This window comes from Kosakonia sp. S42, from assembly GCF_016624785.1.
Taxonomy (GTDB): Bacteria; Pseudomonadota; Gammaproteobacteria; order Enterobacterales; family Enterobacteriaceae; genus Kosakonia; species Kosakonia cowanii.
The window spans coordinates 72,736-95,305 of record NZ_JACVTW010000004.1 but is presented as its reverse complement, the minus strand read 5'-3'; the positions used below and the strand labels follow the sequence as shown (position 1 = coordinate 95,305).

The 22,570-nt window shown below is 56.3% G+C and carries 17 protein-coding genes and 1 tRNA gene; 10 read left to right on the top strand and 8 right to left on the bottom strand.

The features are described 5' to 3' along the window. Nucleotides 1-12: 12 nt before the first annotated feature. Nucleotides 13-2,679, bottom strand: coding sequence for a phosphotransferase RcsD (rcsD, locus tag IAE50_RS07650; protein ID WP_200133342.1), 2,667 nt, complete (start codon nt 2,677-2,679; stop codon nt 13-15). Between the two features lie 838 nt (nt 2,680-3,517). Here rcsD and IAE50_RS07645 point away from each other — a divergent pair. From IAE50_RS07645 to mgtE, 6 genes are all read left to right on the top strand, one after another. Then, nucleotides 3,518-4,657, top strand: coding sequence for a porin OmpC (locus IAE50_RS07645; protein ID WP_200133341.1), 1,140 nt, complete (start codon nt 3,518-3,520; stop codon nt 4,655-4,657). Nucleotides 4,658-4,764: 107 nt separating this feature from the next. Continuing rightward, on the top strand, nt 4,765-5,802 hold the full coding sequence (gene apbE / locus IAE50_RS07640) for an FAD:protein FMN transferase ApbE (RefSeq protein WP_200579950.1): 1,038 nt from the start codon (nt 4,765-4,767) through the stop codon (nt 5,800-5,802). Nucleotides 5,803-5,874: 72 nt separating this feature from the next. Next, entirely contained in the window at nt 5,875-6,936 is a 1,062-nt protein-coding gene (ada, locus tag IAE50_RS07635) for a bifunctional DNA-binding transcriptional regulator/O6-methylguanine-DNA methyltransferase Ada (RefSeq protein WP_200133339.1), read from the top strand. After that, on the top strand, nt 6,936-7,592 hold the full coding sequence (gene alkB, locus IAE50_RS07630) for a DNA oxidative demethylase AlkB (RefSeq protein WP_200133338.1): 657 nt from the start codon (nt 6,936-6,938) through the stop codon (nt 7,590-7,592). Before ada ends, alkB begins: the two co-directional genes overlap by 1 nt. 67 nt (nt 7,593-7,659) lie before the next feature. Further along, a complete protein-coding gene (locus IAE50_RS07625; protein WP_200133337.1) occupies nt 7,660-9,303 on the top strand; it encodes a multidrug ABC transporter permease/ATP-binding protein in 1,644 nt (547 codons plus the stop codon). Nucleotides 9,304-9,444: 141 nt separating this feature from the next. Continuing rightward, complete coding sequence (gene mgtE / locus IAE50_RS07620) at nt 9,445-10,881, top strand: magnesium transporter (protein ID WP_200579949.1); 1,437 nt, start codon at nt 9,445-9,447, stop codon at nt 10,879-10,881. Here mgtE and IAE50_RS07615 read toward each other — a convergent pair. Beyond that, complete coding sequence (locus tag IAE50_RS07615) at nt 10,844-12,079, bottom strand: SulP family inorganic anion transporter (RefSeq protein WP_200579948.1); 1,236 nt, start codon at nt 12,077-12,079, stop codon at nt 10,844-10,846. The two genes, mgtE and IAE50_RS07615, sit on opposite strands and share 38 nt — an antisense overlap. A gap of 276 nt (nt 12,080-12,355) precedes the next feature. Here IAE50_RS07615 and mqo point away from each other — a divergent pair, with 276 nt between their 5' ends. Next, nucleotides 12,356-14,011, top strand: coding sequence for a malate dehydrogenase (quinone) (mqo, locus tag IAE50_RS07610; RefSeq protein ID WP_200579947.1), 1,656 nt, complete (start codon nt 12,356-12,358; stop codon nt 14,009-14,011). Nucleotides 14,012-14,050: 39 nt separating this feature from the next. Here the strand turns inward: mqo and IAE50_RS07605 are convergent, their stop codons facing one another. The 4 genes from IAE50_RS07605 to IAE50_RS07590 form a co-directional block, all read right to left on the bottom strand. Continuing rightward, nucleotides 14,051-14,707 carry an epoxyqueuosine reductase QueH gene (locus IAE50_RS07605; protein ID WP_094421191.1) on the bottom strand — a complete coding sequence of 219 codons (657 nt, stop codon included), beginning with the start codon at nt 14,705-14,707 and terminating at the stop codon, nt 14,051-14,053. A 180-nt stretch (nt 14,708-14,887) separates the two neighbouring features. Then, nucleotides 14,888-14,964, bottom strand: a tRNA-Pro gene (locus IAE50_RS07600). Nucleotides 14,965-15,040: 76 nt separating this feature from the next. After that, nucleotides 15,041-16,801 (bottom strand): LPS biosynthesis-modulating metalloenzyme YejM, encoded by a 1,761-nt coding sequence (gene yejM / locus IAE50_RS07595; protein WP_139965252.1) that lies wholly within the window; start codon nt 16,799-16,801, stop codon nt 15,041-15,043. An 18-nt stretch (nt 16,802-16,819) separates the two neighbouring features. Then, the gene (locus tag IAE50_RS07590) at nt 16,820-17,047 is read right to left on the bottom strand and encodes a YejL family protein (RefSeq protein ID WP_023479697.1); all 228 of its coding nucleotides are present in this window, start codon (nt 17,045-17,047) and stop codon (nt 16,820-16,822) included. Nucleotides 17,048-17,180: 133 nt separating this feature from the next. Here IAE50_RS07590 and yejK point away from each other — a divergent pair, with 133 nt between their 5' ends. Then, nucleotides 17,181-18,188 carry a nucleoid-associated protein YejK gene (gene yejK, locus IAE50_RS07585; RefSeq protein WP_094421096.1) on the top strand — a complete coding sequence of 336 codons (1,008 nt, stop codon included), beginning with the start codon at nt 17,181-17,183 and terminating at the stop codon, nt 18,186-18,188. A gap of 51 nt (nt 18,189-18,239) precedes the next feature. Here yejK and rplY read toward each other — a convergent pair whose 3' ends face one another. Then, complete coding sequence (gene rplY, locus IAE50_RS07580; protein WP_042713291.1) at nt 18,240-18,524, bottom strand: 50S ribosomal protein L25; 285 nt, start codon at nt 18,522-18,524, stop codon at nt 18,240-18,242. A 124-nt stretch (nt 18,525-18,648) separates the two neighbouring features. Next, a complete protein-coding gene (locus tag IAE50_RS07575; protein ID WP_200580050.1) occupies nt 18,649-20,409 on the bottom strand; it encodes a DEAD/DEAH box helicase in 1,761 nt (586 codons plus the stop codon). Nucleotides 20,410-20,556: 147 nt separating this feature from the next. On the opposite strand from IAE50_RS07575, the gene rsuA reads away from it, so the two are divergent. Together rsuA and IAE50_RS07565 are read left to right on the top strand one after the other, a co-directional pair. Further along, nucleotides 20,557-21,264, top strand: coding sequence for a 16S rRNA pseudouridine(516) synthase RsuA (rsuA, locus tag IAE50_RS07570; protein ID WP_094421092.1), 708 nt, complete (start codon nt 20,557-20,559; stop codon nt 21,262-21,264). 18 nt (nt 21,265-21,282) lie between these two features. Continuing rightward, complete coding sequence (locus IAE50_RS07565; protein WP_094421090.1) at nt 21,283-22,476, top strand: Bcr/CflA family multidrug efflux MFS transporter; 1,194 nt, start codon at nt 21,283-21,285, stop codon at nt 22,474-22,476. The last annotated feature ends 94 nt before the right edge of the window (nt 22,477-22,570 follow it).

The following is a 22,570-nucleotide window of genomic DNA, read 5'->3' as shown; positions in this document are numbered from 1 at the left end:
TAGGCTACCTTGCTACAGCAAGCTTTTGACGTAAGCGTCAATGTCGCTGATGTAATTTTCTATGCCTGGAGCATCACTCTCGCGAATTAATTGCTCCAGCGTTTCACACAACTGCTTACCAGGTACCAGATTAAGCATGGCAAACACCCCCTTAAGGCGGTGGGCCGTCTGTGCCAGCGCAGCGAAATCGCGCGAAGCCGATTCAGTATACAACCTCTTAACATCATCGGGAACTGTGTCGACAAACAGCGCGTAATAGCCGCTGGCATGGAGTTCGGCATTCTCATCGCCGCCTAAAGGCGACTCCGTGACTTCCTCCTGCGCCAGCTGCTCCTCAATGAGCTGCAATATTGCTCCCTGCATTGCATTGCTCATATTAAAATTGACGCGCAACTGGCCTGGACCAATTTTCCGCACGCCGACCTCATCATCGCTTAAAAGCAATCCTGAAGCTGTAAGATTTGACGGATTATCTGTTAAAAAGAGATCGTATTCTTGATTTGATAATCGCTCATCGGGCGAAATGCAGCTCGCCCCCCAATTCTCAAGCTGACGCACCACAATATTACGAATTTCGTTCGACGTAATATCAATCATCGCCACCACATCATCGAGCAATTTCTCTTCACTCTCGCCCTGCTGCGCGCGTACGGCCATTTTCACATGCAGAGAGTAGCGGGTGCCGAGATCTTCACGCGCTTTAATATTGAGATGTCCGCCCAGTTTACGGGCCAACTGATCGCAAAGCCAGAAGGTGAGGGCATTTGCCTTGCCAAACTGATCGCCCTGCGTTTCGTTAAGGAACGGGAAGTGCAGATTATCAATCTCGCTGGCGTTAACGCCGACGCCGGTATCCAGAATGCGGAAGGTCAGACGGTCATCTGCGGATTCGTCCATGCTCACTTCGAGGGTGATTTTGCCCATCTGCGTGGTGGTCACCGCATACTGAATCAGTAGCAGCATGATGCGACGCAGCGCATCGCGATCGCCGTGACGCTCCTCATTGGCCGGAAGGTGGTTGTTGATCAGCAGTTGCAACCCTTTACGCTTGATCACCGGCAGCACTTCCGGCACCACTTCATCAATCAGATCCTGGATGGAGAAGAGGGAAGAGGAGCCTTTCCAGGTGTCGTTCTCCAGCATGTTTGCCAGCTGAAGCTCATCCACCAGCTGCACCAGTCGGTCGGCGTGATCGGCAAGGCGGTTAGCTTCGTTGCTCTCAATCGCCGCTGCGTCACTGGCCAGCGCTTTCACCGGCTGTTTGAGCGCCTCGGCGAGGTTATTCATAAACGCCGCGCGACCCTGCTGGTTCTTCTCATACAGCCGTTGCGCCTGCTTGAGTTTCTTGTTGACCAGCACTTCACGATCCTGGTCGCGAATAATAAAGATCTGCGTACGCGACGCCACCTGGCTGCGGAACTGGCGGATCTCATAGAGCTCGTTGTTAATGGTCGCCTGGATCACGCCCTGGTGCTGATCCGCCATCGCGGTAATGTTCTGCAAATTGAGGTGCGGCAGCAGGTGGTCGGCAATTTTATTACTCAGCACCGTGCGGTTGGCTTCCTGATCGTGAACCAGCAGACCCAGCGGCAGCAAAGAGACAATCTCTTCATTAAAGGCGCGCAGCACGCGCAACTCATTATTCGCGCCCGGTGTCGCGAGCGTATCGCTCTTGCGCCCCGGCATCTGGCGAAAGGTGGTGTAACCAAACAGCGCCAGCGCCAGCAGACCAATATTCAGCAGCAGCGGCAGCAGAACGTTTTGCAGGGTATCAAGCAGCAGTGTGCCGAACGGCACTTGCCACACCAGGCGTAAACCGGTGCCGTTTAGCGCAGAGGAGATCTCAATGCGCGAGCTGTTGAAGTTTACTGAGACGCTGTCGGTGTTCTCTTTATCCTGCGCGCGTGCGCTGCCCGGCGTGGTATCGGGATCGAGGCGGAAGCTGTCCAGCGTCATACCGGGCGGAATCAAATCATTGATTGGCAGATCGAAGGCGACGACGGTCGCCAGATGGCCGGGCTGGTTAAAGGTGGTGCGCAGCGTAAAGTAGTGGCCATTCTGCCAGGCAAGACGGCGCAGCGAGGAGAAGCTTTCGCGCTCATCAAGGGCATTCGCCTGCTGGAGCATCTCCGCACGGCGGGTATCGACGATATTGCTGATCATCGAATCTTTAAAACCGGAGGTAAGATCCTTAAGCGGCAGCGTCGAGATAAGGATCATGCTGTTATCCTGGCCGTTAAGGTAGTACATCGACCACGGCACGGTTTCCGCGCCCCACAACGTATCGAGATAGGTCGAGATACGCTGGGTCATCTCCAGCGTCGAACTGTCATGGGAGCCGAAAATCAGCGCTTCCGTCTTGCGGCGCGGTTTTTCGAGGTAGTAGACGTCCTGCTTTAAACGCGTCTCCTGCAGGCCTTCGCCGGAAGAGGCGGGGGCGGCAGCGATATTGTCGTAAATCTGCCAGGTCGCATAGCGCCAGATATCGATGCGCTTATGAATGGCGTGGGTGGTATCAACAATTTGATAACTTTTGTCCTTCAGCCACGCGTTGACCGCGCTCTGGATCATCACGCCCATGGTGACCAGCAGGACAATAATCAATAAAAGAAAGTAACGGGTAATGTTGCCCGGTATCAGGGAAAATTTGCCAGGAATCATTGTGTCCGATTGACTCATTCGTGTGTGTAACCCGTTATGACAACACGGCTGATAACTTTCAGCCTGCGCTGAGACAATGTTGCTGCCATGCCGTTAGCGTCGCGTTTAGGGGGCCGCGGGCGTAAAGGTAGTGTGCTGCAGAGTAATGTTCAGCAGGCAGTATATCGGTAAATGGGTGAATTTCCAGACTCTCTTTTCAGGAAATGCCTGGGGAGTGCATGAATATGCACTCTTTACCTGAAGCGCAGGAAAAATGTACAGATACGCAGCGCTGCAGGCCTATTTACCGTCTCGCCAGTAAAATATCGCACGAAATAACAAGATATTAACTTTATAAATATGTTTGAGGATCAACTCTGGTACGATTATTGATTAATTAATAGTCATTACAAATGGCGACTATATAAATCTTAAGTATCAACTGATGTAAAGAAAGGTAAAAAAAAACCGAATGCAGGGCATCCGGTTTGAAGAGGGGTAAACAGACATTCAGATTCGAATGACGGTAATAAATAAAGTTAATGATGATAGCGTCGATTATTTTAGACACCAATTCTGCTTTCGGTTTGGCATTCAGTGCTCTCATTTTATATTTTAGTAAGTTGCTGTTTTTATAAGTAAAGAACTGTATTTGATCCGCCTTTTTTCTTATTTATTAGCTTTTAGTGCTTTCAAAAAGTTCCTGCAAAATTACAATTGGAAACATTTAGCTTTAGGTATGAAACATCTTCAAAGTTTTCGTATCATATTCCTGTTGGATTATTTTTGATTTTTGCGCACAATGAATCGCCAGCTGATTTGAGGGTTAATCAGCATGCAGTGGCAATAAAAATGCATATAACAGAGGGTTAATAAAATGAAAGTTAAAGTTCTGTCCCTCCTGGTACCGGCTCTGCTGGTAGCGGGCGCAGCTAATGCGGCTGAAGTTTATAATAAAGACGGCAACAAATTAGATCTCTACGGTAAAGTAGACGGCCTGCACTATTTTTCTGACGACAACGGTTCTGATGGCGATAAGACCTATGTGCGTTTTGGCTTCAAGGGCGAAACTCAGGTTAACGATCAGGTAACCGGCTACGGTCAGTGGGAATACAACATCCAGGCGAACAAAGAAGAGGGTGCAAGCGATCAGGCATGGACCCGTCTGGCCTTCGCAGGTATCCGCGTTGCTGACACCGGTTCTTTCGACTACGGTCGTAACTACGGCATCATCTATGACGTGACCTCCTGGACCGACGTTCTGCCGGAATTCGGCGGCGACACCTATGGCGCGGATAACTTCATGCAGTCCCGTGCTAACGGCGTAGCAACCTACCGTAACACCGACTTCTTCGGTCTGGTTGATGGCCTGAACTTTGCTCTGCAGTACCAGGGTAAAAATGGCAGCGTCAGCGGTGAAAACACTAATGGTCGCAGCCTGCTGAACCAGAATGGCGACGGCTACGGCGCATCCCTGACCTACGATCTGGGCGAAGGCTTCAGCGTTGGCGGCGCGATGTCCTCCTCTAAACGTACTGCCGATCAGAACAGCATCAATGCGAACCTGTACGGTGACGGCGACCGCGCTGAAGTTTACAGCGGCGGCCTGAAATACGATGCCAACAATATCTACCTGGCAGCGCAGTACTCTCAGACTTACAACGCGACCCGTTTCGGTACCTCTAACGGCCGTACCCCAAGCTCTGCTTTCGGTTTTGCTAACAAAGCGCAGAACTTCGAAGTGGTTGCACAGTACCAGTTCGACTTCGGTCTGCGTCCGTCCATCGCTTACCTGCAGTCCAAAGGTAAGGACATCACCAACAACACCGGTACTGCTAACTTCGGCGACCAGGATCTGGTGAAATATGTTGATGTTGGCGCGACTTACTACTTCAACAAAAACATGTCCACCTATGTTGATTACAAAATCAACCTGCTGGACGACAACACCTTTACCCGCGCGGCCGGTATTGCGACCGACGACATTGTTGGCCTGGGCCTGGTTTACCAGTTCTAAGTCTGCAACAACGCGTATTGAAGGGGGCCGCAAGGCCCCTTTTTTATTGCCTGTTTCGGGCAAATCCCTTTTTCGTGTACGCTTGCGCCAGCAAGGAGATAACAACTATGGCGATCGCTTCTCTTCGTGCCGCGCTGATGGCGGCACTTTTTCTGTTAGCCGGCTGCGACATGGCAAGTCAGGCCACACCCACGGTGCTCGAAGGTAAAACCATGGGCACCTCCTGGCGCGTCAGCGTGGTGGATATCACGCCGCAGCAGGCGACAGCACTACAAAAGAAAATCCAGGCGCAGCTTGATGGCGACGACTGGCTGATGTCGACCTGGAAAAAAGATTCAGCGCTGATGCGCTTTAACCGCAGCACCAGCACCGCGCCGTGGCCGGTCAGCGAAGCGATGGCGGATATTGTCACCACCTCGCTGCGCGTCGGTAAAAAAACCGATGGCGTGATGGATATTACCGTTGGACCGCTGGTGAATTTGTGGGGCTTTGGCCCCGACCAGCAGCCGATCAACACGCCAACGCAGGCGCAGATCGACGCGGCAAAAGCGCGTACCGGGCTGCAACATCTCACGGTAATCAACCGCGCCGGTGAACAGTTCCTGCAAAAAGATCTGCCCGATCTGTATGTCGATCTCTCGACAGTTGGCGAAGGTTACGCCGCCGATCATCTGTCGCACTTAATGGAGCGCGAGGGGATTGGCCGCTATCTGGTCTCCGTCGGAGGCGCCCTGGTCAGCCGCGGGATGAATGTTAAAGGGCTGCCGTGGCGTGTGGCGGTACAGAAGCCAACGGATCGTGAAAATGCCGTCGAGGCGGTGGTCGATATTAATGGTCACGGCATCAGCACCTCCGGCAGCTATCGCAACTACTATGAACTGGACGGTAAACGCATCTCTCACGTTATCGATCCGCGCAGCGGGCGGCCAATCAATCATAAGCTGGTGTCGGTGACGGTGATCTCGCCAACCGCGCTGGAAGCGGATGCCTGGGACACCGGCCTGATGGTGCTCGGCCCTGAGCGGGCAAAAGAGGTAGTGACGCGCGAAGGGCTGGCGGTGATGATGATCATGAAGGAGGGGGATGGCTTCACGACCTGGATGTCGCCGCAGTTCTCCGCCTTCCTGGTGAAGGATAAAAATTAAAGCGCAAGATTGCAGGTTTTTGCGCGCGCGCTAACCGCCACAGTAAGGCTAAGCTTAGATAAGGAGCCTGCGATGAACAATGCGATGTTAACCGATGATCAATGCTGGCAGGCGGTGCTGGCGCGCGACCCGAACGCCGACGGTCAGTTTGTCTTTGCTGTGCTGACCACGGCGATCTTTTGCCGCCCCTCCTGCACAGCGCGGCGCGCCCTGCGCCAGAATATACGCTTCTATAAAGATGTCGCCAGTGCGCTGGAGGCGGGGTTTCGTCCCTGCAAACGCTGCCAGCCGGATAAAACGCATCCGCAGCAGCAGCGGCTGGAGAAGGTCGCCGCCGCGTGCCGTTTGCTGGAGCAGGATCAACCCGTGACGCTGGCCGAGCTTGCCGCGGCGGTTGCCATCAGCCCTTATCACTTTCACCGACTGTTTAAAGCGGTGACCGGCGTGACGCCGAAAGCGTGGCAGCAGGCGTTTCGCGCCCGGCGCTTACGCGAAACGCTGGCGAACAGCGAGACCATTACCGATGCGGTGCTGGCGGCCGGGTTCCCGGACAGCAGCAGCTACTATCGAAACGCGGATGCGGCGCTTGGTATGACTGCCCGCGCCTTTCGCCGCGGCGGCGCGTCCTGCCCGGTCTGGTTTACGCTAACGGACTGTACGCTCGGCCGCTGCCTGGTGGCGGAGAGTGAACGCGGGATCTGTGCCGTACTGCTGGCACAGAGTGATGACGCATTACTGGCGCAGCTCAGCAACCTGTTTCCGCATGCTCACCAGGCAGAAGATGATCCGCAATTTACTGCGCGCGTGCAGCAGGTGATTGCGCATGTAGAGAGACCCGATTCGCCCTTTACCTTGCCGCTCGATTTACGCGGCACCGCGTTTCAGCTGCAGGTGTGGCAAGCGCTGCGCCAGATCCCGGCAGGGGAGAGGGTCAGTTACCAGGCGCTGGCGCAGAGTATTGGCAAGCCCGGCGCGGTCAGAGCCGTCGCCAGCGCCTGCGCGGCGAATAAGCTGGCGGTTATCGTTCCCTGCCATCGCGTGGTGCGCCAGAGCGGGGCGCTCTCCGGCTACCGCTGGGGCGCCGATCGCAAAGCGCAGCTGCTGGCGCGCGAAGCTAATCAACAGGAGACCTGATGCTCGATCTGTTTGCCGATGAACAACCGTGGCAGGAGCCACTGGCACCGGGTGCCGTGGTGTTGCGCCGCTTTGCCCTGGCGCACAGCGAGGCGCTGATGCGCGGTATCGCCGATGTGGTCAGCGTTTCGCCGCTGCGCCATATGGTAACACCCGGCGGTTACACCATGTCCGTTGCCATGACCAACTGTGGGCAGCTTGGCTGGACAACGGACAAGCGCGGCTATCTCTACGATGCCGCCGATCCGCAGACGCAGCGCCCGTGGCCCGCCATGCCGCAGGCCTTTGTGACGCTCTGCAACGCGGCAAGCGCCGCCGCTGGCTACCCCGATTTCCGCCCGGATGCCTGCCTTATCAATCGCTATGCGCCGGGAGCCAAACTCTCGCTACATCAGGATAAAGATGAGCCGGATCTGCGAGCGCCGATTGTCTCCGTTTCGCTTGGCCTGCCAGCGGTTTTCCAGTTCGGCGGGCTGAAGCGCAGCGATCCGCTCCAGCGTCTGCTGCTGGAGCATGGCGATGTGGTGGTGTGGGGCGGGGAGTCGCGCCTCTTTTATCACGGTATCGCGCCGCTGAAGCCGGGCTACCATCCGCTGACCGGCGAATGTCGCTATAACCTTACTTTTCGCCAGGCTGGCAATAGCGAACAAAAATAAGAATTATTCTTGATGAAAACAGGTAGCCGTTTAAACTGCTGGCTGTTTTTATTGACCGGATACGCTTATGGAACTTCTCCTTCTTGTCTGGCGGCAGTATCGCTGGCCGTTTGTGGCGGTACTGGCGCTGTCGCTTGCCAGCGCGGCAATGGGCATCGGGCTGATTGCCTTTATTAACCAGCGCCTGATTGAATCTGTCGATCTCTCTGTTGCCGTGCTGCCGGAGTTCCTCGGCCTGCTGCTGCTGTTAATGGCCGTCACCCTCGGCTCGCAGCTGGCGTTGACGACACTGGGCCACCACTTTGTCTACCGCCTGCGTAGCGAATTTATCAAGCGTCTGCTGGATACGCCGATCGAGCGCATCGAACAGCTGGGCAGCGCCTCGCTGCTGGCCGGGCTGACCAGCGATGTGCGTAATATCACCATCGCCTTTGTGCGCCTGCCGGAACTGGTGCAGGGGATTATCCTCACCGTTGGCTCCTGCCTCTATCTCGCCATGCTCTCCGGCAAGATGTTGCTGATCACCGTGATCTGGATGGCGCTGACCATCTGGGGCGGGTTTATGCTGGTGTCGCGCGTCTATAGACATATGGCGACCCTGCGCGAGACGGAAGATAAGCTGTATACCGATTTCCAGACGGTGCTTGAGGGGCGTAAAGAGCTTACGCTTAACCGCGAGCGCGCCGAGCACGTGTTTGAAAAGATGTACCTGCCGGATGCGCGCGAATACCGCCACCATATTATCCGCGCCGATACCTTCCACCTGAGCGCAGTGAACTGGTCGAACATTATGATGTTGGGCGCGATTGGTCTGGTGTTCTGGATGGCGAACGGGCTGGGCTGGGCGAATACTAATGTCGCGGCGACCTACTCATTGACGCTGCTCTTTCTGCGCACACCGTTGCTCTCTGCTGTTGGCGCGCTGCCAACGCTACTCACCGCTCAGGTGGCGTTTCGCAAACTCAAGCAGTTCGCGCTGGCACCTTATCGCCCGGAGTTTCCGCGCCCGCAGGCCTTCCCCGGCTGGCAAACCCTTGAGCTGCGCAATGTCACCTTTAAATATCAGGATAATGACTTTGCCATTGGGCCTATCAATATGACCCTCAAGCGCGGCGAACTGGTGTTTCTGATTGGCGGTAACGGCAGCGGGAAATCGACGCTGGCGATGCTGCTGACCGGCCTCTATCAGCCGCTCTCCGGTGAGATCCTGCTGGATGGCAAACCGATGGCGCAGGATAAGCCGGAAGATTACCGCAAGCTCTTCTCGGCGGTGTTTACCGATGTCTGGCTGTTTGATGAACTGCTTGGCCCAGAAGGGCAGCAGGCCGATCCAGCGCTGGTGGCGAAGTGGCTGGAGCAGTTAAAGATGTCGCACAAGCTGGAACTGGAGAATGGCAAAATCCTCAACCTGAAGCTCTCAAAAGGGCAGAAGAAGCGCGTCGCGCTGCTGTTGGCACTGGCGGAAGAGCGCGATATTCTGCTGCTGGATGAGTGGGCGGCAGATCAGGATCCGCACTTCAGGCGCGACTTCTACCAGGTGCTGTTGCCGCTGATGCAGCAGATGGGCAAAACCATCTTCGCCATCAGCCATGACGATCACTACTTTATCCACGCCGATCGCCTGCTGGAGATGCGCAATGGCCACTTAAGCGAACTGGAAGGTGAAGAGCGTCAGCTTGCCTCCCGCGACGCCGTTTCCCGCACCGCGTAACAACAACGCTCCCTGCTGAACCGGGGAGCGTTGCCGTTTTTTTATTCAAACAACCGCACCGTTGAGCCTTTTTTTAGCACCTGGCGCTATGCTTAAGGCTATTCCGCCCGGATGAGAGGGCGCTTTCGATTCAGGATTGTCATGCCGGTTATCAAAAAGAACAGTGTCAAACTGCGCGAAGAAGAGCGCGCGCGCCTTATCTGGTTGCTCACCACCCATAAAGCCCTGACCGCCACGCTGTTAGGCGAAATCACTCTGGTAGAGCAGGTGAACAGTGAAGTGCTCGATCAACACCTGCTTGAAGTGCGCGCCCTCGCCGCGCACCTGCCGCCGCCGGATCTGGCCGATACCCTCGAAGCGCTGCCGGTGGTTGAACGCCATGCGCTGTGGCGGGTGATTGAAGATGACAAGCGCGGCAAAGTGCTGCTCGAAGCCTCGGAAAATGTCTGGGACGATCTGATTGATGAGATGAGCGACCGCGCGCTGCTGGATGCGCTGGAAACCCTCAATATCGATGAGCAGATCTACCTGGTGCAGCATCTTCCGCGCAACCTGACCGGGCGCATGATGGCAACGCTACCGCCGAAAGAGCGCGCGCGGGTGCGCCAGGTGATGCGCTATGGCAAAAACTGTGTCGGCGCGATCATGGAGTTTGAGGTGATCACCATCCGCGCGGAGGTGACGCTGGCCGCCGTTCAGCGCTACCTGCGCCGTCTGGGAAAGATGCCGGAGAACACCGACAAGCTGTTTGTGGTCGATCGCGACAACCTGCTGGTTGGCGAGCTGACGCTGCAAACTCTGCTGCTGAACGCTACCGATCGTGAAGTGGGCGAGGTGATGGAGAGCGATCCCGTCACCTTCCTGCCGGAAGAGGAGGCGGAGCGTGTCGCGCGCACCTTTGAGCGTGACAACCTGCTCAGCGCAGCGGTGGTGGACGAGAACGGTATCCTGATGGGGCGGCTGACCGTCGATGAGATCCTCGACGTGGTCTACGAAGAGACCGATAACGATATGCGTCAGATGGGCGGCCTGAGTACCGAAGAGGATGTCTTCGCCCCCGTCACCAAAGCGGTAAAATCACGCTGGGCGTGGCTGGCGCTTAACCTCTGCACCGCCTTTATCGCCTCGCGGGTGATTGACGGTTTTGAACACACCATCTCGCAGCTGGTGGCGCTGGCCTCGTTGATGCCGATTGTCGCCGGTATTGGCGGTAACACCGGTAATCAGACTATCACCATGATTGTGCGCGCGCTGGCGCTGCAAAACATTCAGCCGGGCAACTTCTCGTTTCTTATTCTGCGCGAAATGGGCGTGGCGTTAATTAACGGCGTGGTGTGGGGCGGCCTGATGGGCTGCATCACCTGGTGGCTGTATGGCGACCCGGCGCTGGGCGGTGTGATGATGCTGGCGATGGTGCTTAACCTGCTGATGGCGGCATTAATGGGTGTGCTGATCCCGATGCTGATGATCCGGCTGGGGCGCGACCCGGCGGTCGGCTCCAGCGTGATGATCACCGCCATTACCGACACCGGCGGCTTCTTTATTTTTCTTGGTCTGGCGACGCTGTTTTTGCTGTAAACAGCGACTTTTCCCGCCACTTCGCAGGCGTTATCGCCAGCGTCACCACGCCGGCAACCACGCCAATTGCCAGGTTGCCGGTGCTGACGGTGGCAATCACCGTTATCACCATCACCACGCTCTCGACGAAAGGCGCCTGCTTCAGGGTGCCTGGCTTGAGGCTTCCCCAGTTAAAGGTCTTGAAGGCGACAATCGCCATGATCCCGGCCAGCACCACCATCGGGATTTTCGCCATCACCTCGCTTAACGCCGTGACCAGCAGCAGCAACACCAGCGCGGCGGCAACGGTTGAGAGGCGCGTGCGACCTTTGCCCATCTCAACGTTAACGATGGTTTGACCAATCATCGCGCAGCCGGCAATGCCGCCGTAAAAACCGGCGAGGATATTGGCGATGCCAAGCCCGGTACTTTCACGCCCTTTGTTCGACGGCGTATGGGTTAAATCGTCGACCAGTTTGGCGGTCAGCAGCGACTCCATCAGCCCGACAAATGCGATGCTCAGCGCGCAGGGCCAGATAATACTCAGCGTATGCAAATCAAACGGCACCAGCCATTCGGTCAACCCCGGCAGGCCGCCCTGCATCGGGCCTTCATCGCCGACGGTCGGTAATAGCTGGCCGCTGAAAATGGTATAGGCGGTCAGCACGACAATCGCCACCAGCGGCGCAGGCACGCTTTTCAGCCAGCGCGGCAGCCACAGCACAATCAGCAGCGTCAGGGCGAAGAGCGCCAGAATAATTGGGTTTTTGCTCCAGAAGTGGGGCACCTGGGCAAAGAAGATCAGAATACCGAGGGCGTTAACAAACCCGGTCATCACCGCATGGGGAATAAAGCGCATCAGCCGCGCCATGCCGGTCAGGCCAAAGATTATCTGGATCACGCCCGCCAGTAGTACTGCAGGCAAAATGTATTCCACACCGTTCTGGTTGACCATCGGACCGATAACCAGTGCGACTGACCCGGCAGCCGCCGTTACCATCGCCGGGCGACCGCCGAGAATGGACATCGCGAAGCAGAGTACTACCGAGGCGATCAGGCTCACTTTCGGGTCAACGCCAGCAATTACTGAAAAGGAGATCACTTCCGGGATCAGCGCCAGCGCAGTGATCACACCGGCTAAAATTTCACGTGTAAACAGCTTCGGCGAGCGCAGTACGGCGCTTACCGAAGAAGAGGGGAGGAGTGTTTTGTCGGTCATAACGTTCCGCAAGTGGAGAGTGCCATAGAAGCAGAGGCAAACGGCATCCATGCGTTTGGCAAAGCGCAGGATAATAGCAGATTCAGGCGCCAGGCGGGCAACAATTAGTGTTAAAACTAATGCATAAAAGCAACTTATTAGTAACATTTATATAGTTATTATTTAATGTTTAAACATTATTTAAATCTCGACTTTTAAGTGCTACGTTAGACGTGCTAACGACTTAACCCTCTATAAATGCGAATAAAGCAGCACTAAAAGTAAGGCAATATCATCATGAAAAGAATGACTGCCAGGCTGTTTTCGATGGCTGTCGGGCTTAATGCTGTCTCAAAAGCAGCAGATGCGTCCGCATCGAAAGAGCAGGAAACAGATGTGCTTTTAATCGGTGGTGGGATCATGAGTGCCACGTTGGGAACCTGGCTTTCGGATCTTGAACCGGACTGGTCAATTACGATGGTGGAGCGTCTCGACGCCCTGGCGCAAGAGAGTTCAAACGGCTGGAATAACGCCGGTACCGGGCATGCAGCCCTGATGGAACTCAACTACACCCCACGCAGCGCGGACGGCTCTGTCAGCATCAAAAAAGCGATTGAGATCAACGAAGCGTTTCGCATCTCTCGCCAGTTCTGGGCGCACCAGGTAAAAAGCGGTGTGCTGCGCGACCCGCGCTCCTTTATCAATACCGTGCCGCATATGAGCCTCGTCTGGGGCGACGATAACGTCAACTTCCTGCGCGCGCGCTATAAAGCGTTGCAGCAGTGCTCCCTGTTTCGCGGCATGCGCTACTCCGAAGACCCTGAGCAGATCAAACAGTGGGCACCGCTGGTGATGGAAGGGCGCGATGCCACGCAAAAAATTGCCGCGACCCATACGGAGATTGGCACCGATGTTAACTTTGGCGAGCTGACGCGCCAGATGATCGGCTCGCTGCAGAAGAAGGCGAACTTCGCTCTGCAACTGGCGACCGAGGTGCGCGGCTTAAAGCGCAACGCTGACCAGAGCTGGAGCGTGACGCTGCATAACCTGAACAGCGGCGCTGAGCAGGTGATCAAAGCGAAATTTATCTTTATCGGTGCCGGTGGTGCAGCGCTGAAGCTGTTACAGCAATCCGGCATTCCGGAAGCGGCCGATTATGCCGGTTTCCCGGTCGGCGGCCAGTTCCTGGTGGCGGAAGATCCGGCAGTGGTGAATCACCATCTGGCTAAAGTCTACGGTCAGGCGACCGTTGGCGCGCCGCCAATGTCGGTGCCGCATATCGATACGCGCATTATTGATGGCAAACGCGTGCTGCTCTTCGGGCCGTTCGCCACCTTCTCGACGCGTTTTTTGAAAAACGGATCGCTGTGGGATCTGCTGCGCTCAACCAACTCTTCCAATATTTTGCCAATGCTGACGGTTGGGATGACCAACTTCAGCCTGGTGAAATACCTGGTAAACCAGGTGCTGCAAAATGAGGATGACCGCTTCGATGCGCTGCGTGAATACTATCCGCTGGCGCAAAAAGAGGACTGGCGCTTGTGGCAGGCAGGGCAGCGGGTGCAGATTATCAAACGCGAAGCCGGGAAAGGCGGGGTGCTGCGTCTGGGCACCGAAGTGGTGAGCGACAAAGAGGGCACCATTGCCGCGCTGCTTGGCGCGTCGCCGGGTGCCTCAACCGCAGCACCGATCATGCTCGAGCTGATGGAGAAGGTGTTTACCGAGCGCTTCGCCTCAGAAGCCTGGCAAACCAAGCTGCGGGAGATTATTCCCTCCTTCGGTACCGAGCTGAATGGCAATATCGAGGCCGCCGACGCCGAGCTGCGCTACACCAGTGAAATCCTCGGTCTGAAGTGCGATGAATCGATGGTGGCAGATATTACGCCGCCGGTGCAGAAGCCGGTGACGCAACCGCATCACGACGATGGGCAGGTTGCGGATATCGCGCTGTAACGCAAACAATCCCGGTCAGATGGCCGGGATTGTTCATCTCTATTCCTGCTCATCACCGTAATAGAGCTTGCCGATTTTAATCAGCGGTCGGCCCTGGGATTTACGGTGCAGGTTGCTGTCGCGCAGGGAGTAGACGCAGCCGCAGTACTCCTGCTGGTAGAAGCGCTCCCGTTTGCTGATCTCAATCATCCTTGCCGAGCCGCCTTGTTTGCGCCAGTTGTAATCCCAGTAAACCATTTCCGGGTAGTGCCCCGCCGCGCGCTGGCCGCAGTCATTGATTTGCTGCATGTTTTTCCAGCGGGAAATGCCCAGCGAACTGCTGATGGCTTTGAAGCCGTGCTCATGGGCATAGAGCGCCGTGCGCTCAAAGCGCATATCAAAACACATTGTGCAGCGCACGCCGCGCTCAGGCTCCCACTCCATCCCTTTCGCCCGCTCGAACCAGTTGTCGGTATCGTAATCCGCATCGACAAAGGGCACGCCGTGCTTCTCAGCAAAGCGGATATTCTCCTCTTTGCGCAGTTCATACTCTTTTTGCGGATGGATGTTCGGGTTATAGAAGAAGATGGTGTAGTCGATACCGGAAGCCTGGATCGCCTCCATCACTTCACCCGAGCAGGGGGCACAGCAGGAGTGGAGCAGCAGTTTATCGGCACCATTTGGCAACTGAAGTTGTGGACGGTTTAAGTCGGACATAGGTTTCACTCATCATAACAGGCATGAATTTGTCTCTATGTTAACATCCTGATTACGAATTGCTTACCCGTTTGCCGGAATAAAAGGGTTTTTGACGGGCAAAAAAAAACAGCAAGTTAAAGTAACTTGCTGTTTTTTCTCGTCTTGTCGGAATGAAGCAGGCAAGGCGGTGGGGAATTTTGGTCGGCACGAGAGGATTTGAACCTCCGACCCCTGACACCCCATGACAGTGCGCTACCAGGCTGCGCTACGTGCCGACATGTGGCGCTAATACTACCCGTTTCTTGCCTGATTGCAAGTACAGGGCAGGCTGAGTGATTCATAAATAATCAATCAGTTAGCGATAAACCGTTTTTCATCGGTCAGCACCTGCAGCAGTAAACTGAGCTGCGGTTTCTGATCGCGGATCTTCTCGCCCTGCGCATCCCAGGACTTGTAGTTACCGTTCTGATCGAGCACCAGCGTCATCTGCGGCGTGGTAATCGCCAGCGTATTGCTGTTAGCGGCGGTCACCCAGTTGTGGCGGCGCGTGGCGGTAAAGAGATCCTGGCCCTGCGAATACTCATTAGCCGGGGTGCTGACATGCAGCAGACGCTGCATCAGAGTGGTCATCACATCCTGATGATCCGTCAGCCTGGTAATACGCTGCGCGGGCGTGCCCGGCCAGTGTACGACCAGCGGCACATGCAGGCGGCTGCGCGACCAGTCGAAGGTCGTGTCCTGTTGATCTGCCGGGATGCCGCGACCGGCGGTGATCACCACTACCGTGTTGTCCATTTTTCCGGAGGCGCGCAGCGCATCCAGCACGCGGGCAATCTGCGCATCGACATCGGCAGCAGCACGGGGATATTTGCGCGCAAAGCCCGGCGTATCGGTATCAAGCGCGGCGGTACCGTTTAAGGAGACCCATGAGAACCAGCGGGTATCTTCCTGTGCGTCATGGGAGAGCCAGTTGATCCACTGATCGGCCGTCTGCGCATCACTCTGGCTTTTCGCTGGTGGCAGCGAGAAATCTGACAGCAGCGCCTGGCGATAGAGCGGGCTGCTGAAGCCGTCGGATGAGAAGAGGCCAAGCTGGTAGCCCTGCTGATTCAGCGCGGTGATCAGTGCCGCCGGAATACGTGCAGACATCACGCCATCCATATAGCTTGGCGAAATGCCGTAGAAGAGGCCGAAGTAGCCATTATCGGCGTTATTCCCGGCGCTCATATGCTGGGTAAAGTTAACGTTCTGCCCGGCAAAGCTCGCCAGCTGCGGCATCTGTTTTTCGTAACGGGCGTAGTTCAGCCCATCGACGGTAATCAGCAGCACATTCTGCCCGGAGCCCATATCGAGATAGCGCAGCTCGCTTAACGGATACTGCACCGATACCGCTTCCGGATTGCCTTGCTCCACCAGGCGACGCTGGTAATCCTGCGCATCCAGCAGACCATGTTTTTCAAGGAAGCGGCGCGCGGTCATCGGGTATGAGAGCGGCAGGTTGGCGCGCTGCATGGTGATCGGGCGATAGAAATTGGCGTCCGCCCAGATGTACATCACATGGGTGGCAATAAAGGAGACGAAAAAGAGGGCGGCCACCGGTTTGGCGAAGTGGCGGCGGCGCGTGAGGCTGCGCAGCTTCTGCCAGCTCCACGTCGCAAACAGCATCTCAATCAGCAAAATGACCGGCACGCTGATAAACATCAGCTGCCAGTCGCGGGCCATCTCGTTCTGATCGGGGTTAATGACCAGCTCCCAGACCACCGGATTGAGGTGCAGGTGAAAACGGGTAAAGACTTCGCTGTCGATAAGCAGCAGCGTCATGCCTGCGGTGGCGAGGATCGCCGAGAGCACGCGCATCAGCCGCTGCGACATCACAATAAAGGTCAGCGGGAAGAGGATCAGCAGATAGGTGGCAAACACCACAAAGCTGAAGTGGCCCACCAGGCTCAGCCAGGAGTAAATACGCCCGGAAAGCGTGGTCGGCCAGTCGGCAACAAACAGGTAACGGCTACCGAGCACGATGGACAACAAAATGTTGAACAGCGCGAACCAGTGCCCCCAGCTCACCATCTGGGAGACTTTTTCACGGTAGCGTTGACGATTAGTCACCATAAACTGTTGTGATTTCCCTTAGTGCGCTTTGTCGTCGCCAATGGACGATTGCAGTGCCTTTGCGAACGATGTCGCGATGGCCTGACGCTGCGCGGGGGCGACGCTGCTGTTAATCAGGTTGGTCACCATATTGCCCAGCACCATCAAAGAGAGGTCGGCCGGTGCTTTGTGTTTTTCCAGTACGTTGGCCAGCTCACTGAGCAGTTGTTCAACGTGTTCATCACTGTAGCGGGAGATTTGTGGCATAAATCGAAATCAGTCTGTTCATGAAAGGGCAACATCTTACCGTAGGAAGAGCTTTTTTTCTGCTTTTTTATCAGCAGTTGCACCGCGGCGTTGGTGGTGGTTGAATACCGCCGGTCAAAAAGGAGAGTTTATCATGAGTCTGGACATCAACCAGATTGCCCTGCACCAGCTTATCAAGCGCGATGAGCAAACCCTTGAGCTGGTGCTGCGCGATTCTTTGCTCGAACCCACCCCGCCCGTCGAAGAGATGGTAGCGGAACTGCACCGGGTCTATAGCGCAAAAAGTAAAGCCTATGGCCTGTTTAATGAAGAGAGCGAGCTGGCACAGGCGCTGCGTCTGCAACGTCAGGGCGAAGAGGAGTTTCTGGCCTTCAGCCGCGCGGCAACCGGGCGCTTACGTGATGAACTGGCGAAATACCCCTTTGCCGACGGCGGTATTGTGCTGTTTTGCCACTACCGCTATCTGGCGGTGGAGTATCTGTTGGTGGCGGTGCTGAACAACTTAAGCAGCATGCGCGTCAATGAAAACCTCGATATCAGCTCGACCCATTATCTTGATATCAATCACGCCGATATCGTTGCGCGCGTCGACTTAACCGAGTGGGAAACTAACCCGGAGTCAACGCGTTACCTCACCTTCCTGAAGGGGCGCGTAGGTCGCAAAGTCGCGGACTTCTTTATGGATTTCCTCGGTGCCAGCGAAGGGCTGAACGCGAAAGCGCAGAACCGTGGGCTGCTGCAGGCGGTCGATGATTTTACCGCCCAGGCAGAGCTTGATAAATCCGAGCGTCAAACTGTGCGTCAGCAGGTCTACACCTACTGTAACGAGCAGTTGCAGGCGGGCGAGGAGATTGAGCTGGCGTCGCTCTCAAAAGAGCTTGCGGGCGTAAGCGAAGTGAGCTTTGAAGAGTTTACCGCAGGCCAGGGCTACGAGCTGGAAGAGAGCTTCCCGGCGGATCGCAGCACCCTGCGCCAGTTGACCAAATATGCCGGCAGCGGCGGCGGGTTGACCATCAATTTTGATGCGCTGCTGCTTGGCGAGCGTATCTTCTGGGATCCGGCAACCGACACGCTGACCATCAAAGGTACGCCGCCGAACCTGCGCGATCAGCTGCAGCGTCGGCTGAGCGGCGGAAAATAGGCCATAAAAAAACCCCGCCGGAGCGGGGTTTTTTCTTCAACTTGTCAGCGATTACGCGCGAACGAAGTCGATGTGAGTCAGTTTCGGCTTGAACGGGTGACGCTGAACAGCCTGAATCTTAACTTTAACTTCTTTGCCATCGAGAGCCAGGGTCAGAACTTCGCTGTAGAAACCAGGCTTAGTCTGCATGTTCCACACTTTGTCGTGATCCAGTTCGATAGCAACCGGCGCTTCAGTTCCACCGTAGACGATAGCCGGGAACTTGTTCGCGGTGCGCAGGCGGCGGCTCGCACCCTTACCCTGCTCATTACGTACTTCTGCGTTAATAGTAAACATTTGAATCTCTCTTAAATAAATCCTGTTACAGGCGACCCAGCAACAGGCAGATGATCGGCTTTGCGGATGCAAAAGCGGGCGGTATTCTATCCCCTAATGATTGATACAGCAATCAAAAGTGCGCTTAGCCGCGCAATTCATGCGCCCGGCGAAAGCGACCTTCGTAATCAAATACTTTTTCCCGCACCTGCCAGTACTGCCCTTTCATACGTGCGACAACAAAATCGGGATGACGCAGCAGCGCCTGCTGGGCAACGATATCCGCCGCCATAATCCAGCGTAACGGCACGCCGGGCGTGCGCGTATGCGGACGCATAAAGAGCTGCTCAAAGGCGGTGCGTTGCGCCGGGGTCTGCAGGCGAAAGCGCTCACTGACATCGGCGCCATCTTCATCGTAATAGGTGATTTTCAGCCATTCGCCTTTCTCATCCGCGCCGTGCTGCAATGTCATGCCACTACAGCGCAGCACCAGCGCATCTTTCAGCTTCAGCGCGGCTTTCAGCATATCGTCCGGGTCGACGAGAATCGCATCGCAGCTGCGGCAGCGGCGGGCGGCGATATCATTCTCTGCGTTGCAGTGCGGACAGTTTTTAAAGCGGAAACGGTAATCGCACTGCTCGCGATGCCCTTCATCATCTTCAAACCAGCCCTGGCAGCGGCGACCAAAGTGCTCAATCAGCGTGCCATCAGCAGTGGTTTTCCCCCAGAAGGTGTTGGCAAAGCCGCAGCCCGGACAGAAGACCTGCACTGGCACGTTATCGCTTTTGCCTTTCGGCGCGCCAATCTCCGGGGCGTAGAGGTCATGCGGGTTACCGGCATAATCCAGAATCAGGCAATCGGTTTTCCCGGGAGCCAGGCGCAGGCCGCGACCGACGATCTGCTGATAGAGGCTGACGGATTCCGTCGGGCGCAAAATGGCAATCAAATCGACATGCGGGGCATCAAAGCCGGTGGTCAGCACTGCGACGTTGACCAGAAAGCGGAACTGCTGCTGTTTGAAAGCCCCAATTAAGGCATCACGCTGCGGGCCGGGCGTTTCGCCGGTGATCAGCGCCGCGTCGTCCGCGGGCAGCAGGCCGGTGATCTCCCGGGCGTGCTCCACCGTGGCGGCAAAAATCATCGCCCCTTTGCGCGTCTGCGCAAACTCAACAATCTGGCTGACAATATGCGGCGTAATGCGCTTCTGCTTCTTCAGTTCGCGGTTCAGCTCCGCTTCGCTGAACAGGCCATTGCTCTGCGTCTGTAAGCGGCTGAAATCGTACTGCACCACCGGCATATCCAGCCGCTCCGGCGGCGTCAGATAACCGTGTTTGATCATATAGCGCAGCGGCAGTTCATAAATACAGTCGCGGAACAGCGCTTTTTCATCTCCGCGTACCATGCCGTGATAGTGAAAGCGGTAAATCCACCCTTTGCCAAGACGGAAGGGGGTTGCCGTCAGGCCGAGCAGGCGAATGCGCGGATTCACCTCCTTCAGATGGGAAAGAATTTGCTGATACTGGCTGTCGTCGTCATCGCTGATGCGATGGCACTCATCCACCACCAGCAGGGAGAACTCACCCTGGAACTGATCAAGGTTGCGCGCCACCGACTGCACGCTACCGAACACCACTTTGCCGTGGCTCTGCTTGCGCTTCAGCCCGGCGGCGAAAATATCTGCGTCCAGCCCAAGGGCGATATATTTGGCGTGGTTCTGCGCAACCAGCTCCTTCACATGTGCCAGTACCAGCACGCGACCGCGCGCCAGCCGCGCCAGCTCGGCAATCACCAGGCTTTTTCCGGCGCCGGTCGGCAGCACAATCACTGCGGGTTCAGCGTGTTGACGAAAATGGGCGAGGGTGGCATCCACCGCTTCGCGTTGGTAGGGGCGTAGCGTAAAAGTCATTGTCTCAACGGCGTTACAGATTGACGGCAGACAGTATGCCACGAAACTTTGCTTTAAGCGGTTTATGATGCTCGTTATACTTCAGGCTGTTCATCTCTTTTGTGGGCGCATTGCCCCCATTCAGCACCATACAGGCCAGAAAATTTCATGCGACTTGATAAGTTTATCGCTCAGCAGCTTGGCGTCAGCCGCGCCATTTCCGGGCGCGAAATCCGCGGCAGCCGTGTTACGGTCAATGGCGAGATCGTTCGCGATGCCGCCTTTAAACTGCAACCGGAACACGAGGTTGAATACAACGGTAACACCCTCGTTCAGCAGACCGGCCCGCGCTACTTTATGCTGCATAAACCGGAAGGGTACGTCTGTTCTACCGAAGATCCCGATCACCCGACGGTGCTCTACTTCCTCGACGAACCGGTCGCGCACAAGCTTCACGCCGCCGGGCGTCTCGATATCGACACCACCGGTCTGGTGCTGATGACCGATGATGGCCAGTGGTCGCACCGCATTACCTCGCCGCGCCATCACTGCGAAAAGACTTACCTGGTGACGCTGGAGTCGCCGGTTGCAGAAGACACCGCCGAGCAATTTGCCCACGGTGTTCAGCTGCATAATGAAAAAGATCTCACCAAACCCGCCGTGCTGGAGGTGATTACGCCGACGCAGGTGCGCCTGACGATCAGCGAAGGGCGCTATCATCAGGTGAAGCGCATGTTTGCCGCCGTGGGTAACCACGTGGTCGGCCTCCATCGCGAACGCATTGGCGGCATCCGTCTGGATGACGACCTGGCGCCGGGTGAGTACCGCGCGCTTACCGAGGATGAAATTGCCAGCGTTGGCATGCTCACCCGCTAACTTCAGGAGATTGCTGCCGTGACCAGCAGGCCACACTCATCACTGAGTATTGTCTTTATCCTTGGCCTGTTGGCCATGCTGATGCCGTTGTCGATTGATATGTATCTGCCCGCCTTGCCGGTGATTGCCGGGCAGTTCGGCGTACCGGCCGGCAGCGCGCAGATGACCCTGAGCAGCTACATTCTCGGCTTTGCCATCGGCCAGCTCTTTTATGGCCCGATGGCAGACAGCATCGGGCGCAAGCCGGTGATCCTCGGCGGTACGCTGGTGTTCGCCGTCGCGGCGGTAGCCTGCGCACTGGCGCAGAGTATCGAGCAGCTTATCTTTATGCGCTTTTTGCACGGCCTCGCCGCCGCGGCAGCCAGCGTGGTGATTAACGCCCTGATGCGCGATATCTACCCGCGCGAAGAGTTCTCACGCATGATGTCCTTTGTCATGCTGGTGACCACCATCGCGCCGCTGCTGGCGCCGATGATTGGCGGCGCGGTGCTGATATGGTTCAACTGGCACGCCATCTTCTGGATCCTCGCGCTGGCGGCGCTGCTGGCATCAGGCATGATCGCCTTTTTCATCCGTGAAACGCTGCCGGTAGAGAAGCGGCATAAGTTCCATTTCCGCACCACCCTTGGCAACTTTGCCTCGCTATTTCGCCACAAACGCGTGCTCAGCTATATGCTCGCCAGCGGCTTCAGCTTTGCCGGGATGTTCTCCTTCCTCAGCGCCGGGCCGTTTGTCTATATCGAAATCAACCACGTCTCGCCGCAAGACTTTGGCTACTACTTTGCGCTCAATATCGTCTTCCTGTTCATCCTGACCATTATCAACGGCCGCTTTGTGCGCCGGGTTGGCGCGCTGAATATGTTCCGCAGCGGGTTGTGGATCCAGTTTGTGATGGCGTTATGGATGGTGGTGACCGCGCTGCTCGGTGTTGGCTTCTGGGCGTTGGTGGTGGGGGTGGCGGCTTTTGTCGGCTGCGTCACGCTGGTAGCATCGAACGCGATGGCGGTGATCCTCGACGAATTCCCGCACATGGCTGGCACCGCTTCGTCGCTGGCGGGCACCTTCCGTTTCGGTATCGGGGCGATTGTCGGCGCGCTGCTGTCACTGGCCACCTTCAATACCGCCTGGCCGATGATCTGGTCGATGACCTTCTGCGCCACCTGCTCGGTTCTCTTCTATCTCTATGCCAGCCGCACCAAAAAAGCGGCATAAACCTATCTCAACGGGGAGCGTAACCCGCTCCCTCCATTGATGCATATCAAGCAAAAGCCGTTCTCTTTTTGGGCTTTTTGTTTCTTTTATGTAA